Here is a 14,311-nt window from a genome sequence, read left to right on the forward strand (position 1 = left end):
CTTTCTCCAGTTTCTGTGCGGCCGCGAGACGGCGGAGACGATGCTTCAGGCCTTCAGGCCTCTCTTTCCTGACAGGCGCATGAAAAATACGCCCATGACCGTGACGCCGATGCAGATGACAATGCTGAGCGCCGCCAGTTCCGGTATCTCGCCATTATTCCAGAGATCGAGGATCACGATGGAAGCGATCGAATTTCCGGGACCGGAGAGAAGGATGGCAGTCGAGAGATCGCGGATGGCATGCATGAACACATAAATCCATGTCGCCAGGACAGCCGGCATCGTCAGCGGCAGCACGATCTTGCGGAGCACGGTCCAGGGAGGCGCACCGCTCGCCCGCGCGCTCTCCTCCAGGTCTTTGTGGATCGTCAGTATGCCCGAATAACAGAAGCGCATGCCGAACGGCATGAACTTGAGGAGGAACGCGAGAACCAGGACCCAGATCGTGCCGTAGATCGGAATCCAGCGCGTCAGGAAGAGGGCCAGGATCATGATGGCTATGCTGGCGACGATACCCGGAAAGACAAGCGGCAGCGACGCCAGCACATCGAGCGACCACCTCGCCGGATGACGGCTGCGGATCACCATCCAGGCGAGGAGCAGAGTGAAGCCGGCGACCACGGTAGCGCTGATCGAACCTATGACGACGCTGTTCCATATGCCGGACAGAATGTTGGCCCGGCTCCAGATGGAGATATAGTTGTCGAATGACATCGTCTGGAAAGCGTCGAGCGACGGCGAGCCGTAGAACGGCAGGAACGAGGCGTAGAGCATCACGAGCACAGGCATGGCCAACGAAAGCGGAATGATCAGCACGACGGCCGCGCAAAGCCATCTCCATCTGCCGAGTTCAATGCGCGCGGGACGAAAACCCTTGCCGGTCACAGTCGCATAACGAGCGCTCTCGCGCGTCGATCGGTAATACCAAACGAGCGGCAGGGCAACGACGCCCATCAGCAGCACGGAATAGGCCGTTGCTTCTCCGTAGCTCGGAACGAAGCCGGAATGCATGGCATGGTAGATCGCCGTCGTGATCGTCTCGACATGGCCCGGCGTGCCGATCAGCAGCGGAACCTCGAAGGATTCGAGCGAGCGGATCAGCGCCAGCAGGAAAACCGCCATGATGCTTGGCCGGGCGAGCGGCAAGGTCACATACCAGAGCATCTGCCAGCGGCGCGCGCCGCAGGCCGACGAAGCCTCCTCAAGCGAGGGGTCCATCGCCATGAGCGGCGGCAGCGCCAAAAGGAATGCAACAGGCGTCCACAGGAGACCTTCGACGAAGATCATACCGCCGATGCCATAGAGATGAAGCGGCGCCGACTCGAGCCCAAAAGCGTGCATCAGCCAGATATTGATCAGCCCGTTGTTGGGGCCGAGAAGCATTATCCAGCCGATGCCTTTGACGATGAGAGGCGCGGCGAGCGATAGGAAGGCGCCGACATAGACTGTTTGGCGGAACGGCACGTTGGTCCTCACCACAAGCCAGGCGGCGCTGAAGCCAAGTACTATTGATAGGCATGACGAGCCAATGGAGAATATCAGCGTCGTCTGCCACAGATGCCAGCCGCTGAGCTGGAGGACTCTGAGGTAATTTCCAAAAGTGTAGCTGCTCTCGCCCAGCCGCTGGACTTGGAAACTTGTCTGCAGAAGGAAGACAAACGGCGGTAGGACTATGCTGGCCGTGACCGCGATGAGCACCCAAAGCCCAATGTTGCTCCAGTTGAAATTGCCGAACCAGTCGCGGCCCTCCTCCTGCGGCGCTTGCGTCAAGGCCATACGGCCAAGAGCGTGCACCTTCATACGCTCATCAGTCACTTGCTCGATTCCCTCCCTGAAATCTTCAGTGCTTTTTTCTTGCTCGTATGAGCTGCAGAGTTTTGGGTCCTCCACCCAAGCTCGGGTAATTCTAAGATTTTTAACTACGGAGGCGCGCCAGGCGAAGCGCTATTTCGGAAAGACCATCTTTCCATCTGGGAACAAATCGTTGTGCGAGCAAACCGTTCCGGCTGACGTTGCCGATCTCTACGGCCTTTCGCAGCCTGCCAGGTGAAAGACATGGCTAGGTTGGACGAACTGAAACAACATCCGACTCCGGGCAAGGTCTATCGCAGGGCGGAGCCGAATGAATGCCATCGCCATCATTGATGCAAAGTCTGTGACAAATCAAACGAGGCTAATCCTCGTCCGTTAAGAACACCCTGAAGGTCATTTCATAACGACCGACCGCACCGATTTATAAAGAAAGATTATAAATTTTCCTTTACTATTGACCTTGTTATACCCCGCTTGCGATAGTACCGAGCGGCGTCGGACAGCGCTGGCCGATTGCCACATCTATTCTTATCAGAGGGTAAGTAATGATATTGAAAACACTTTTGACGGCCGTTGCCGCCGCAGGCTTGCTGTATACCGGCGCGAATCCGGCTTCGGCCCAGTCCTATCCGGACCGGCCGATCACGATTTATGTCGGGCTGGCCGCCGGAGGCGGCACCGACCTTTTGGCGCGCGCAATTGCCGATAACATGCAAAGAACGCTTGGACAGCCGGTTGTTGTGGAAAATCTTCCCGGAGCCAGCGGGACGATCGCCGGTCAGAAGGTAGCTACGGCTAATCCCGATGGCTATACCTTGCTCGTTGTGTCGGCGAGTGAAGCCATCCTGCCAAGCATCCGCGACGACCTCCCTTATGACTTGAGGAAGGCATTCGCGCCCATCGATGTGCTCTCGGAAAGCCCCTATCTCGTCACCGTAACGAATAGCTTTTCCGCCAAGTCACTCAGGGATTTCATTGATGTCGCAAAAGCTTCGCCGGGCACTGTGAATTATGGTACGGCCGGTGTCGGCAGCCATGCTCATATCGTTACTGCGGCGCTTGGGCTTCAAGCAGGAATCGATATGGCGCACATCCCGTTCAAGGGTAATGCGGAGGCTTCGGTCGCCGTGGCCTCAGGCACTGTCGATCTCAGCCTGATCACGCCAACGACGGCCGGACCGCTCATTGAAGCAGGCAAGATACGGCCGCTGGCAATCACCTCGCAGGAGCGCGCAAACTCCTTTCCCGACGTGCCGACTGTTTCGGAAGCGGGACTTCCCGGTTTTGCTTATGGCACCTGGTATGCTTTGCTGACCACGGCCAACACCCCGGATGCCGTCGTTGCGAAATTGCACGACGCAACCGAAAAGGCCCTGGCATCACCGGAACTCTCCAATTTCCTTAAAACAAACGGCATGACAAAACGCGGCGGGACTTCAGCCGCAGCTGCAGAATTTATCAATTCGGAAGTTGACCGCTACGGAAAGGTCATCAAGGACGCGGGCATCAAGATCGAATGATCATATTTGATCTCATCGATTCTAAGGAACGGCGGCCAATTCGGCCGTCGTTTATCAGGCCTCCTTGAGCAAAGACTCTCGCGTGACGAGTTCATCACTCAACGGGACGAGGATCCCTTCAAATCGAGCAGTCACCATTGCAGCAAAGGCAGCACTGGCATGCGAAGGGAGAATCCCGCGCCGTCTTAAAAGCACGATATGGCGGAAGCAATCGCTGATCTTGCGACAATGAAGCCCTGTCTTCGCACGCAGTTCCATGGCGGCCGAAGGCAAGACCGTCAGACCAAACCCCGCCCGGACCAAGCCCACCGCGCTCGCGGAGTTCATGACCTCCTTCACTGGAAACACAAAGGGCGTGCTGCTAGCAAGTGATGCCTCGATGGATCGTCGCACGCTGCTGTGGGTGCTAACGAGCACCAACGGGTATTCCACCACCTTCTGAATTGTCACCTCTGGCAAACGGCCAATGTCGTGCCCCTCAGGATAAACGACGAACATGGGCTCTGTTGCCAGCGGCGTAACATCCAGATCAGAAAGCACACCACGATCGATTCCGATGGCGACGTCCACCTCCCCTGAACGCACCATTGCCAGAACCCGCTCCCAAAAAAGGTCGCGAACGATGACCTCAACCTCCGGATGCTGCTCCATAAATTCCGATACCAGTTCCGGCAGAACGCTTCCTGAGAGAGAAGGAAGACATCCTATCCGGAGAGTCTCGTTTGGCGTCACACCCATTTTCTGAGCCTGGTTCACCAGCGCATCCCAATCGTTCAATAACTTGCGAAACTGTCCCGCAAGAATCCGGCCGGAAGCTGTGAGCGCCACGTATCGGGTGTTTCGACTAAAGAGTTGTAATCCCAACAACTGCTCAAGTTGCCTGATCTGCACGGTCAGAGCCGGCTGGGTGATATTCAGGGATTCCGCCGCCCGGGTAAAGCTTCCGCTGGATGCGACGGCGACGAACGCGCGAGCAAGTTTTAATGTAACACTCATAATCTTCTGTTATAGATAAATGATCTCAAAATTCAATTGTCTCGTTGTTGATATGCCTATAACCGGTCCACGCCGGATATGCTCATGCATAAGCGGCTGGAGGAATCGAACTGGCGTTCGCGAGTTCGATCAGGTTGGGATTGATATGCGACTATTTTCAAGACATCTAATAAGCCGCGATACCGTCGCGGGATTCCTTTACATTGCCATCGGTGCAGCGGCAGCGATTGGCGCGACTTTTTACCGCTTGGGCTCGGGAACGCGCCCAGGGCCTGGGTTTTTTCCGTTTATTCTCGGTTTGATCCTTGTTGGGCTTGGAGCAATCATCCTTGTCGGCGACCTGCGCAAGAATCCTGAAGTTCGGGCCAGCTTGAGCCTTTTTGAGTTGCGCGGTCCGTTTTTCGTGCTGACATCGGTACTGGCCTTTGCCTTGCTGATCACCAAGCTCGGCGTCATCGTTGCGGTTGCGGTGATGACTTTGATCGGCGCCCTGGCCTGCCGCGAATCGACTTGGCGAGCAAGCATCGTCTGTGCCGTCATCTTCGGCGTTACCAGCGTTGTCCTATTCAGGTGGGCGTTGAGCGTTTACCTGCCCACGGCCCCCTTCATTCTTGGCTATTAAGGCATTTTACAGCGCAAATCCGGAAAAGACTCGCTGTCTTTCGATCGCAGCATTTGCCAGGGCTGGCAAATGTCGGAATCGAAAGTCCGCCAGGCTGACATTGGTCCTGTTTAGATCGAAACACGCTAAACAGTCGGGAGAAATTGATGGACTTCTTTAATCATATTGCCCTCGGCATCACCACTGCGGTGACTTTTCAGAATCTCTTCTACTGTTTAGTCGGGTGCATTCTGGGAACCGCGGTGGGGGTTCTTCCCGGGCTCGGGCCGCTGGCGACGATCTCCATGTTGCTGCCCTTCACCTTCGGCTTGGACCCGGTTACGGCGTTGATCATGCTGGCCGGGATCTACTACGGCACGCAATATGGCGGCTCCACGACAGCAATTCTGGTCAATTTACCAGGCGAAACATCGTCGGTCGTCACGACGATCGATGGCTATCAGATGGCTCGCCAAGGCCGCGCTGGCGTGGCGTTGGCTACGGCTGCTCTGAGTTCCTTTTTTGCAGGAACGGTCGGCACGCTTGCTCTCGCTCTGTTTTCCGGGCCACTGACTGCACTTGTGTTTGAACTAGGTCCCCCCGAATATTTTGCCTTGATGGTACTTGGCCTGCTCGGTGCAGTAGCGCTCAATAGCGGCTCGATGGCAAAGACGATTGGCATGACAATCATGGGCATCCTCGTCGGCCTTGTCGGAACAGATACCAGCACCGGCGTCGTACGCTACACCTTCGGGCTCACCGAATTGTGGGACGGGATCGATATTATCATTTTGGCGGTCGGCGTTTTCGCTTTCTCGGAAATTATGCTGACGCTTGAGCAAAAGACATCGGAAGAGGTCAAGACCGAGAAGATCGAGACCCTCACGCCGACGCTGAAAGACGTGAGGGAGATGATAGCGCCCGCCGCACGCGGCAGTCTTATTGGTTCGCTGTTTGGCATGCTGCCCGGTACGGGCGTCGCCATCGCTTCCTATATGGCCTATTCCATCGAGAGGCGCGTCTCCCGCAATCGGAAGATGTTCGGACGCGGTGCAATCGGAGGCGTCGCCGCGCCAGAGGCCGCAAACAATGCTGCAGCACAGACTGCCTTCGCGCCGACTTTGACGCTCGGCATACCGGGTAACGCGACAATGGCTCTCATGTTGGGCGCCATGATGATGCACAATATTCAGCCTGGCCCGCAGGTTATGACAAGCAATCCCGCTCTGTTTTGGGGGCTGATTGTCTCGATGTGGATCGGAAATCTGATCCTGGTCGTACTGAATCTGCCGCTTGTTGGCATGTGGGCGAAATTGCTGAACGTGCCTTACAAGTTTATCTACCTGGCAATCCTGTTCTTTTGCTGCATCGGTGTTTACTCGACCCAATCGTCGGTTCTGGACGTCGTATTCGCCGCGTTTTTCGGGTTGGTTGGCTATGTTTTCCGAAAACTCGACTGCAACCCTACCCCGATGATGCTCGGTATGGTTCTGGGGCCTATCGTGGAGGAGAATTTCCGGCGCTCGATGCTGATCGCGAGGGGAGACCCCAGCTTCTTCCTCTCACGCCCCATCGCGTTGGTATTCCTTGGAATCGCTGTGCTCCTGGTGCTCGTGATGACGATGTCGAGCGTCCGCAATCGCTTCGAAGCAAGCATAGAAAGCGAGTGATCCTCGACGAGGAGATGCTGCCTGAACCCGGCATCATCGTTTCTTATGAGACGATCCGGTGCCGGGCGAAGACGTTCGGCCCGGAATATGCTGGCCGTTTGCGGCGGAAATCACCGAGCCCCCCGCGATGTCTGGCATCTGGATGAAGTGGTCGCGGGGATTGACGGCCGGAAACACTGGCTGTGGCGGCTGTCGATCAAGATGGCTACGTTCTCGACGAGATCGTCCCGAGCCGGCGCAACCCCAAGGCTGCCAAGCGTCTGCTGCGAAAATACTAAAAGCTTTGACCTGTGACCCGCCGCGCGTCATCGGCTGTCAGGGCCTGTTCCCGCGTGCCCGAGACGATGATCTCGAGAACCTCGTGCTCGTCGGTGTTCTTGACGTAGCGGTCGCCGACATATTCGCCGCGCTTCAGCACCATGACGCGGTCACCCACCGCGAAAATGTCGACTAGGCGGTGCGAGATGATGATCTGGGCAACGCCCTGCTTCTTCAGCTCCAGCATGGTTTCAAGCAGGCGTTCGGTCGCCATCACGGAAAGGTTGGCTGTCGGTTCGTCGAGGATAACCACGCGCGGGTCAAAAGAAATCGCACGCGCAATCGCGACCGATTGCTGACGGCCGCCCGACAGGCTTTCGACTTTCTGATAGACGGAATTCACATCGACCTTGAGCCGTTTCAGCACATGATCGGCTTCCGCATACATCTTCTTCCGGTTGACGAAGGGACCTTTGAGCGGCCAGCGGCCGAGAAAGATGTTCTGGCCGACATCCATGTTCCCGCACAGTGCGAAATCCTGGTAGATCATCTCGATGCCGGCGTCGCGGCTTTCGTGCGGGCTCTTGAAATGCACGGGCGTTCCGGCCACCAGGATCTCCCCGGCGTCGCGCTGATAGGCGCCGGTCAATATCTTCATCAGCGTCGATTTGCCGGCCGAGTTGTCGCCGACCAGACCGAGAATCTCGCCGGGATAGAGCACGAGATCGACCTTGCGGAGCGCCTGCACCGCCCCGAAGGATTTCTCGATCCCTCGCATTTCGACGATCGGCTGGGATGGCGTCGCATCAGCCATAGGAACTCTCCCGTATTCGAGCGCGTCCGGGCAGCCTGGCGCTGAGACGTGCGAAAATCTTGGCTTCGCGCACCCAGATGTCGATCAGCACCGCGACGATCAGGATAACGCCGATGAAGACGTTGATCCAATGCTGCGGCATGGTGAATCCCTGGACGTTGAGCTGCAGCAGCGCGCGGATGAGGGTGATGACGGCTGCCCCTGCAAGGGAGCCGATCATCGTGCCGTAACCGCCGAAGATCGAACCGCCGCCAATGATGACGGAGGCAATGGCGTCAAGCTCGCGGAACTGGCCGGCGACCGGATTGAAACTGCGGAAATAAGCCACGTTGATGATCCCGGCCATGCTTGCGCAGAGCGCCGCGAGCATCAGCGCAATGAAGCGCACCCGGTTGGTATTGATGCCGGCATAGGCAGCAGCACGAATGTTGCCCCCCGTGGCACAGACTTTCATCCCGAACGGCGTAAAGGCGAGCACGATGCCCGCAAGCAGGGCGACAAGAAACATCCAGATCGTCTGGACGCTGACGACCTCGGCCACGCTACGCAGGATTCCGGGGGGCAGCGAAAAGCCAAAATGGACGAGTACGTCGTTCAACTTCCGGCCGAGGAGGTTATAACCCTCCGGCCAGCCGGTCAGTTGCTGACCGGCCACGAACCAGGCGGCAAGGCCTCGGGCGATGTAGAACATGCCGAGAGTTGCGATGAAGGCCGGCAGCTTGAAACCAACTGTAACGACAGCATTGACCAGCCCGGCAATCATTCCCGCGAGCAGGCCCATCGCGATCGCTGTGAGCGGGTCGGCGCCGAGCACCTTCAGGAAATAGGCGGCGGTGCTTCCGGCCAGCGCGAGCACGGAACCGACAGAAAGATCGATGTCCCCGGCCGCGATCACATAGGTGAGCCCGACCGCAATCAGGGCCAGTTCGGTATAATTCAGCAGGATTGCGAAGGTGTTGGAGAGGTTCCACCAGTAGTCCGGCCTTAGTGCAAGGCCTGTCAGCCACAGCACCATGGTCAAGATAATGGCGAGTGCGTCTCGGCGCGCAAGGAATTTGCCAAGGCCGGTGGCCGACAGCGCCGCGTCGGTCGCCATCGCTCCCTTGGTCTGAACGCCTTCGAGCGCCACGCCGCCCATCTCATAGGCCGGCGGCGGCGGCCGGCCCCGGAGCCAAGCCCAGAACCGGCCCGCGAACTGGCGCCGAATGACGTGGGGCTCGATGAGGACGGCGATAACCAGAAGCAGGCCGAGAAAGATCAGCACTGCGCCTGCCGGCAGTGTGTACCTGGCATTGACTGTGACATTCTCCCCGTCGATGACAATGACGCGGGTGATTGGCCAACCTTCACGGAGCACCTTGTCGATCAGGACGACGACCGCAGCTCCAAGACAGGAACCGATCACACGGCCGCGCCCGCCAAGGATCGACGCGCCGCCGATGACGACGGAGGCGATTACGGTGAGTTCCCAGCTGACGCCGTAGAGTGGGGTCACCCCCTTGTCCTGCGCCGCCGACAGAAGCGCTGCCAGTGTCGCACAAAGCGACGAGATCAGGTAGGCGCGGGTGCGCACCCAGCCGGTGGGGATGCCTGCATAGATGGCTGCCTGCTCGTTGCCGCCGGTCGCGAAGGTCTCGTACCCCCAGCGGGTCTTGGCAAGCACGTAGGCACCGACAACTGCGACAAGCAAGAAGATTACGATCTGGTTGTTGAAACCGAGCGCATTCGTTTCGCCCAAGTGGAAGAAGAGCGGCGCCTCCTTCGCCTTTTCGGAGTAGTAGATCGCCTGCCCGTGCGTCAGCGCGAGCACGAAACCGCGACCGATGAAAAGCATCGTCAGCGTCGCGATGAATGCCGGCACTTTCAGGACGGTCACCAGGACGCCGTTGATCAGGCCGATCGCCGCGCCCAAAAGCAAGCACAGGACGACCGAGGTCACGATGTCGAAGTCCAGAAAACTCGAAGCAAAAAGCCGAGCGAAAACCACGGCGACCAGGCCGTAGGTGGAACCGACTGAAAGATCGAGATCTTTGTTGGCGATGACGAAGGTCATTCCAACGGCGATGATCCCCACGCGCGACGTGTCCCGGAGCAGCGCGTGCAGCGCCTCCGTTGACCCGAAGAAGGCTGGATTGACGAGAGCTCCGACGAGATAGAGCAGAGCGAGAAAGACGAGAAGACCGCCCTCCCAGCCGCCAAAAAGCTGAGGCGGCGCACGGCCGAGCGAAGTCGTCGTGGTGAGCGGCATAAGTTTCTCCGGTCGATCCCTGTATCGGAGGGCAGGAGGTCTGCGTCCTCCTGCCCTTATTCAGAGTTTCAAGCGCAATCAGTTCTCGAAGCGCTTGCCGACGTTTGCGACCGTCTCCTTCGTTACGAGCTGAGCGCGCGTATCGAGATTGGCGGCGGAGATGCCGCGATCGATCTGCAGATAAAGCTGCATGACCGGCCAGAAGCCCTGCAGGAAAGGCTGCTGTCCGAGCGAACCGGTCAGGTTCCCGGCGGCGATGCCTTCTTGCTGAGCCGGGCCGAGATCGAAGCCGAAGGCGCAGATCTTGCCAGTCATTCCGGCCTGTGCGACCGCTTTGACGAGCGGCGGCGTAAAGACGTTGTTGGCGGTGAAGACGCCAACCACATCACCGCGCGACTCGAAGAGCGTAACAAGCCCATTCACTGGGTCGTTCGGATTCGTATCGATGCCGACATTCTCCGGGCCGGCGTCAACCTTGAAGGCGTCGAGCTTGCCCGCATCCTTCAGCGTCTTGACGATCGCATTGAAAGCGGAAGTCACGCGGTTATTCACCTCGATGTTGCCCATCGCTGTTGAGGACGGCAGCACGATCGAGCCGCTGGTCTTGCCGCTGTCGAGCACGCATTTGGCGAGCGCTTCGCCGCCGATTGCCGCGGCCGATGCGTCCTGGCCGGTATGGCTGATGGCGCTGCGGTTCAGGAGGGTCGCGTCGAACGAGTTGGTCGTTGCGACCGGAATGCCCTTGGCCTCTGCGGCCTTGACGATATCGTTGTAGGCGCCGACCTGCGGCGTCGTCATGATAATGCCGTCGATCGTCGGGTCCTGAACAATCTGGTTCAGGATTTCGATTTCACGCGCAGGATCGTCCACCGGCGACTCCGAGCCAAGCAGCAGTATCTTGGCGCCGATCATGTTGCCGGCAACGGTCGCGCCGACATAGACAGGGTCAAAGAAGCCGTTGCCTGCCGTATGCGTCACGATCGCAAAGGTCAAATGACCGTCGGCCGAATGGAAATCCTTCGTGCCGGGAGCCTCCTTGGCGGCTTCAGTGAAGTTGTAGCCGCCCACTGCTTTCTCGACGCTGCCCGATTGCGCGAATGCGTGAGACACCCCAAGCAATAACGCCGCGGCGGATGCCACGAACACCAAAATTCGCCTCATGATTGGTCCTCCCTAACCAATACGGAAGACATCCGAGCGTACTTACCGAATTGTTCGAATGCTCCCTCATGCCCTATTTTCTAATTTTCTAATATGCCGTGAAAATCCGTTGGACGTAAGTGCCGAATTGGTCGTAGTGGCGAATTATCATACAGTATTGGAGAGAAACCCATTCGCAGCCCGGATAGCCGCCAAATTACTGACAAAGTCCGGCCGGCCGTCTATGAATCACCCATGCAAAATGGATTTCTAACAACTGGTCCTGACGACGCCGAGGTGACGATGCTGCTCGCACACGGTGCCGGCGCAGCGATGGATTCGACGTCGATGACAGCCGCGGCCGAGGCTCTCGCAACCGTCGGCTTTCGCGTCGCCAGATTCGAGTTCGACTATATGGCGGCACGGCGAACATCCGATGGCCGGAAACCGCCTCCCCGCGCCGACAGGCTCATTCCGGAATATCTTGCCGCCGTCGAGCAACTCGCCGCGCGCGGCCCACTTATCATCGGCGGCAAATCAATGGGCGGCCGTGTTGCCAGCATGGTTGCCGACAAACTCTTTCGCGAGGGCAAGATCGTAGGGCTCGTCTGCCTCGGCTATCCGTTCCACCCGCCGGACAAACCTGGCCAGCTCCGCACGAAGCATCTGGAGACACTAGAGACGCCGACCCTGATAGTGCAAGGAACGCGGGATGAGTTCGGCACAAGAGAAGAAGTGCCGGGCTACTCCCTGTCCAGCAAGATAGACCTGCTCTGGCTTGAAGACGGCGACCACGACCTGAGACCCCGAAAAAAGAGCTCGGGGTTCTCGTTTGCAGATCATCAGGCGAGCATGGCGCAAGCCGTCAGAGACTGGGCGTCCGCGAAGGCATCCAGATCGTCTCCAGGCCCGGTGACGCCGCCATAGACTCGCGCCCTTTACTGCCGTCAGTTGGCAGGTTGCTTCGTCTTCCTCAGATAGGGAAGGACGGTGTCGAAGGAGCCAAAGCGGGTAATCGCGTCCTCGTTCGAAACCGCCGCCGTGATGATGACGTCCTCGCCTTGCTGCCAGTTTGCCGGCGTCGCCACCTGATGCTTGGCCGTCAGCTGAATGGAATCGATGGCGCGCAGGATTTCACCAAAGTTGCGGCCCGTCGTCATCGGGTAGGTGAGGATGAGCTTGATCTTCTTGTCAGGGCCAACCACGAAGACGGAGCGCACGGTGGCATTGTCAGCCGGCGTGCGGCCTTCGGAGCTCTCGCCCGCGCCTGCCGGCAACATATCGTAGAGCTTCGCCACATTGAGATCCTTGTCGCCGATCAGCGGATATTCGACGTCGAAGCCGGTTGCCGTCTTGATGTCGCCCTTCCACTTGCTGTGGCTTTCGACCGGATCGACCGATATGCCGATGATCTTGACGCCGCGCTTGCGGAATTCGCCTTCAAGGCCCGCCATCGCGCCGAGTTCCGTCGTGCACACCGGCGTGAAGTTCTTCGGATGGGAGAAAAGCACGGCCCAGCCGTCGCCGATCCAGTCATGAAAACGGATCGGCCCGTGAGTGGTTTCGGCGGTAAAATCCGGGGCAATATCGTTGATGCGAAGGCTCATAGGGTCGTTCCTCTATCCTTGGGTTACGGTATGAATTCCATCGCCGGTAGCAATACACGCTCCTCGCGGCCATCAGCAAGCCGGAAGCGCGTTGACTAGATATCGGCCGCGTCTGCCGACGTGCGCGTCGCCATGATCTTGTCGATGCGCATGCCGTCCATGTCGATGACTTCGAACCGCCATCCGTCGAACTCGAAGGTTTCACCGGTCTCGGGAATGTGCTGGAGCTGGTGAAGGGCAAAGCCCGCGAGCGTGTGGAAATCGGCGTCCGGCTTTTCGCGCAAACCCAGTCTTTCGAAAGCGTCAAAGGCTGGCATCATCGCATCGACCAGCAGCGAGCCGTCTTCGCGGACAATGATGGTCGGCTCCTCGTCGGATCCCGGGAGATCTCCGGCAATCGTTTCGAGCAGATCGGTCTGCGTGACAATACCCTCAAGGCTACCATATTCATCGATGACGATGGCAAGATGGACCGGCGAGGCCTTGAAGCTATCGAGGACGCGCACCACCGAGGTCCCCTCATGGAGCACCAGCGGCTGCTTGATCGCATCCAGAGGCCTGATCTTTCCGCCATCCAGAACCTGATCGAGCAGGTCCTTCTTTAGAACCATGCCAATCGGTTCGTCGATCGAGCCGCGGGCGACGAGAAGCTGCTCGTGCCTGCATTCCCGGATCGTTTTCAGGATTTCAGCCTCGCTGTCATCGGCATCGAACCAGTCGACATCGAGGCGTGGCGTCATGATGTCGGAGATCGGTCTCTCGCCGATATTGAGCACCCGTTCGACGAGCTGCTGCTGCACCGGATTGAGAAGGCCCGCTTCCTGGCTCTCGGCCACCAGCAGCTTCAGTTCCTGTGGAGAATGAAAGGAGGATTCGCCTGCTCCCGCACGAAGTCCGACGGCTCGGAGCACGAGGTTGCCCAAGCCGTTGAGAACGAAGATTGCCGGTTTGAACAGGGTGAGGAAGCAATCGAGTGGCCGGACGACGGCGAGCGCCGTTCCTTCGCTTCGCTGTAGCGCCAGGCTCTTCGGCGCCAGCTCCCCGAGCACGATATGAAGCGCCGTTATGATGATGAATGCTATGACGACGGCGATGGCGTGCGAGCCCCTCACGGCCCATTCGCCCGGCAGCCACGCCAGCAGTGGCTGGATCAGATGCGCCAGCGCCGGTTCACCGACCCAGCCGAGAGCAAGCGAGGAGATCGTGATGCCGAGCTGCGTCGCCGCGAGATTTGCGTCGAGACTGTCTACCGCCCGCTGAAGCGCCGAAGCGTTCATCCGTCCCGCAGCGGCAAGTTCGGCGACCCGGCTGCGCCTGACGGAAACCAGTGCAAATTCGGCAGCCACGAAGAAGCCATTCGCGCCGACCAGAAGAAACACGGCAAGAACTCCGGCATAATCCAGAATACTGCCATCTTGGCCCGTCATGTCTTGATCGTCCCTAACTGTGGAATGAAACGATATCGTAGCACGCGGAAGCAGAAGCGGCACACAGGACAGCAGCTGATTTATGATTTTGGAGATGCGAGAGGCTGCGACGCATCTTCAAAAACAATCGACATCGTCGCTGGAGTTGAACTACTGGGGCGACCTCTTCGCCACGTGAAATGCTCGAAACATTCGCATCCGCACATTTTTTGTGCATT

Annotated in this window: 11 protein-coding genes and 1 pseudogene; 5 read left to right on the forward strand and 7 right to left on the reverse strand. The window is 58.4% G+C overall.

What is annotated here, in order from left to right; genetic code table 11:
• Window positions 1–45: 45 nt before the first annotated feature.
• Window positions 46–1,815, reverse strand: a complete 1,770-nt coding sequence (locus tag ACPYOI_RS05210) for an ABC transporter permease (protein ID WP_481414618.1) — start codon at window positions 1,813–1,815, stop codon at window positions 46–48.
• 542 nt (window positions 1,816–2,357) lie between these two features.
• On the opposite strand from ACPYOI_RS05210, the gene ACPYOI_RS05215 reads away from it, so the two are divergent.
• Window positions 2,358–3,332: a Bug family tripartite tricarboxylate transporter substrate binding protein gene (locus ACPYOI_RS05215; protein ID WP_481414619.1), complete on the forward strand. Its 975-nt coding sequence runs from the start codon at window positions 2,358–2,360 to the stop codon at window positions 3,330–3,332.
• A gap of 54 nt (window positions 3,333–3,386) precedes the next feature.
• Here ACPYOI_RS05215 and ACPYOI_RS05220 read toward each other — a convergent pair whose 3' ends face one another.
• A complete protein-coding gene (locus tag ACPYOI_RS05220) occupies window positions 3,387–4,328 on the reverse strand; it encodes a LysR family transcriptional regulator (protein WP_481422643.1) in 942 nt (313 codons plus the stop codon).
• Window positions 4,329–4,347: 19 nt separating this feature from the next.
• Between ACPYOI_RS05220 and ACPYOI_RS05225 the strand changes: the two genes are divergently transcribed.
• The 3 genes and pseudogenes from ACPYOI_RS05225 to ACPYOI_RS05235 form a co-directional block, all read left to right on the forward strand.
• Complete coding sequence (locus ACPYOI_RS05225) at window positions 4,348–4,950, forward strand: tripartite tricarboxylate transporter TctB family protein (protein ID WP_481420170.1); 603 nt, start codon at window positions 4,348–4,350, stop codon at window positions 4,948–4,950.
• A 146-nt stretch (window positions 4,951–5,096) separates the two neighbouring features.
• Window positions 5,097–6,599: a tripartite tricarboxylate transporter permease gene (locus ACPYOI_RS05230; RefSeq protein ID WP_481420171.1), complete on the forward strand. Its 1,503-nt coding sequence runs from the start codon at window positions 5,097–5,099 to the stop codon at window positions 6,597–6,599.
• A gap of 8 nt (window positions 6,600–6,607) precedes the next feature.
• A pseudogene (locus ACPYOI_RS05235) lies at window positions 6,608–6,865 on the forward strand (DDE-type integrase/transposase/recombinase); the annotation flags it as partial.
• 8 nt (window positions 6,866–6,873) lie between these two features.
• Here the strand turns inward: ACPYOI_RS05235 and ACPYOI_RS05240 are convergent.
• The 3 genes from ACPYOI_RS05240 to ACPYOI_RS05250 all read right to left on the reverse strand — a co-directional run bounded on the left by ACPYOI_RS05240 (window position 6,874) and on the right by ACPYOI_RS05250 (window position 11,080).
• On the reverse strand, window positions 6,874–7,671 hold the full coding sequence (locus tag ACPYOI_RS05240; RefSeq protein ID WP_481422644.1) for an ATP-binding cassette domain-containing protein: 798 nt from the start codon (window positions 7,669–7,671) through the stop codon (window positions 6,874–6,876).
• Window positions 7,664–9,919 (reverse strand): ABC transporter permease, encoded by a 2,256-nt coding sequence (locus tag ACPYOI_RS05245; RefSeq protein WP_481419178.1) that lies wholly within the window; start codon window positions 9,917–9,919, stop codon window positions 7,664–7,666. Before ACPYOI_RS05245 ends, ACPYOI_RS05240 begins: the two co-directional genes overlap by 8 nt.
• Window positions 9,920–9,997: 78 nt before the next feature.
• Window positions 9,998–11,080, reverse strand: coding sequence for a substrate-binding domain-containing protein (locus ACPYOI_RS05250; RefSeq protein ID WP_481419177.1), 1,083 nt, complete (start codon window positions 11,078–11,080; stop codon window positions 9,998–10,000).
• A gap of 234 nt (window positions 11,081–11,314) precedes the next feature.
• On the opposite strand from ACPYOI_RS05250, the gene ACPYOI_RS05255 reads away from it, so the two are divergent.
• Complete coding sequence (locus tag ACPYOI_RS05255; protein ID WP_481422645.1) at window positions 11,315–11,986, forward strand: alpha/beta hydrolase family protein; 672 nt, start codon at window positions 11,315–11,317, stop codon at window positions 11,984–11,986.
• A 20-nt stretch (window positions 11,987–12,006) separates the two neighbouring features.
• On the opposite strand, the gene ACPYOI_RS05260 is transcribed toward ACPYOI_RS05255, so the two are convergent.
• Complete coding sequence (locus tag ACPYOI_RS05260) at window positions 12,007–12,666, reverse strand: peroxiredoxin (RefSeq protein ID WP_481419175.1); 660 nt, start codon at window positions 12,664–12,666, stop codon at window positions 12,007–12,009.
• Between the two features lie 95 nt (window positions 12,667–12,761).
• Window positions 12,762–14,093: a hemolysin family protein gene (locus ACPYOI_RS05265; RefSeq protein ID WP_481419174.1), complete on the reverse strand. Its 1,332-nt coding sequence runs from the start codon at window positions 14,091–14,093 to the stop codon at window positions 12,762–12,764.
• Between the last annotated feature and the right edge of the window lie 218 nt (window positions 14,094–14,311).

The sequence above is a fragment of the Rhizobium sp. SVR5-2C genome, from assembly GCF_056755115.1.

Excerpts from the sequence above, each read along its gene's own strand:
- ACPYOI_RS05215 (WP_481414619.1), top strand. The coding sequence starts at position 2,358 with ATGATATTGAAAACACTTTTGACGGCCGTTGCCGCCGCAGGCTTGCTG.
- ACPYOI_RS05220 (WP_481422643.1), bottom strand. The coding sequence starts at position 4,328 with ATGAGTGTTACATTAAAACTTGCTCGCGCGTTCGTCGCCGTCGCATCC.
- ACPYOI_RS05225 (WP_481420170.1), top strand. The coding sequence starts at position 4,348 with ATGATCTCAAAATTCAATTGTCTCGTTGTTGATATGCCTATAACCGGT.
- ACPYOI_RS05230 (WP_481420171.1), top strand. The coding sequence starts at position 5,097 with ATGGACTTCTTTAATCATATTGCCCTCGGCATCACCACTGCGGTGACT.
- ACPYOI_RS05240 (WP_481422644.1), bottom strand. The coding sequence starts at position 7,671 with ATGGCTGATGCGACGCCATCCCAGCCGATCGTCGAAATGCGAGGGATC.
- ACPYOI_RS05245 (WP_481419178.1), bottom strand. The coding sequence starts at position 9,919 with ATGCCGCTCACCACGACGACTTCGCTCGGCCGTGCGCCGCCTCAGCTT.
- ACPYOI_RS05250 (WP_481419177.1), bottom strand. The coding sequence starts at position 11,080 with ATGAGGCGAATTTTGGTGTTCGTGGCATCCGCCGCGGCGTTATTGCTT.
- ACPYOI_RS05255 (WP_481422645.1), top strand. The coding sequence starts at position 11,315 with ATGCAAAATGGATTTCTAACAACTGGTCCTGACGACGCCGAGGTGACG.
- ACPYOI_RS05260 (WP_481419175.1), bottom strand. The coding sequence starts at position 12,666 with ATGAGCCTTCGCATCAACGATATTGCCCCGGATTTTACCGCCGAAACC.
- ACPYOI_RS05265 (WP_481419174.1), bottom strand. The coding sequence starts at position 14,093 with ATGACGGGCCAAGATGGCAGTATTCTGGATTATGCCGGAGTTCTTGCC.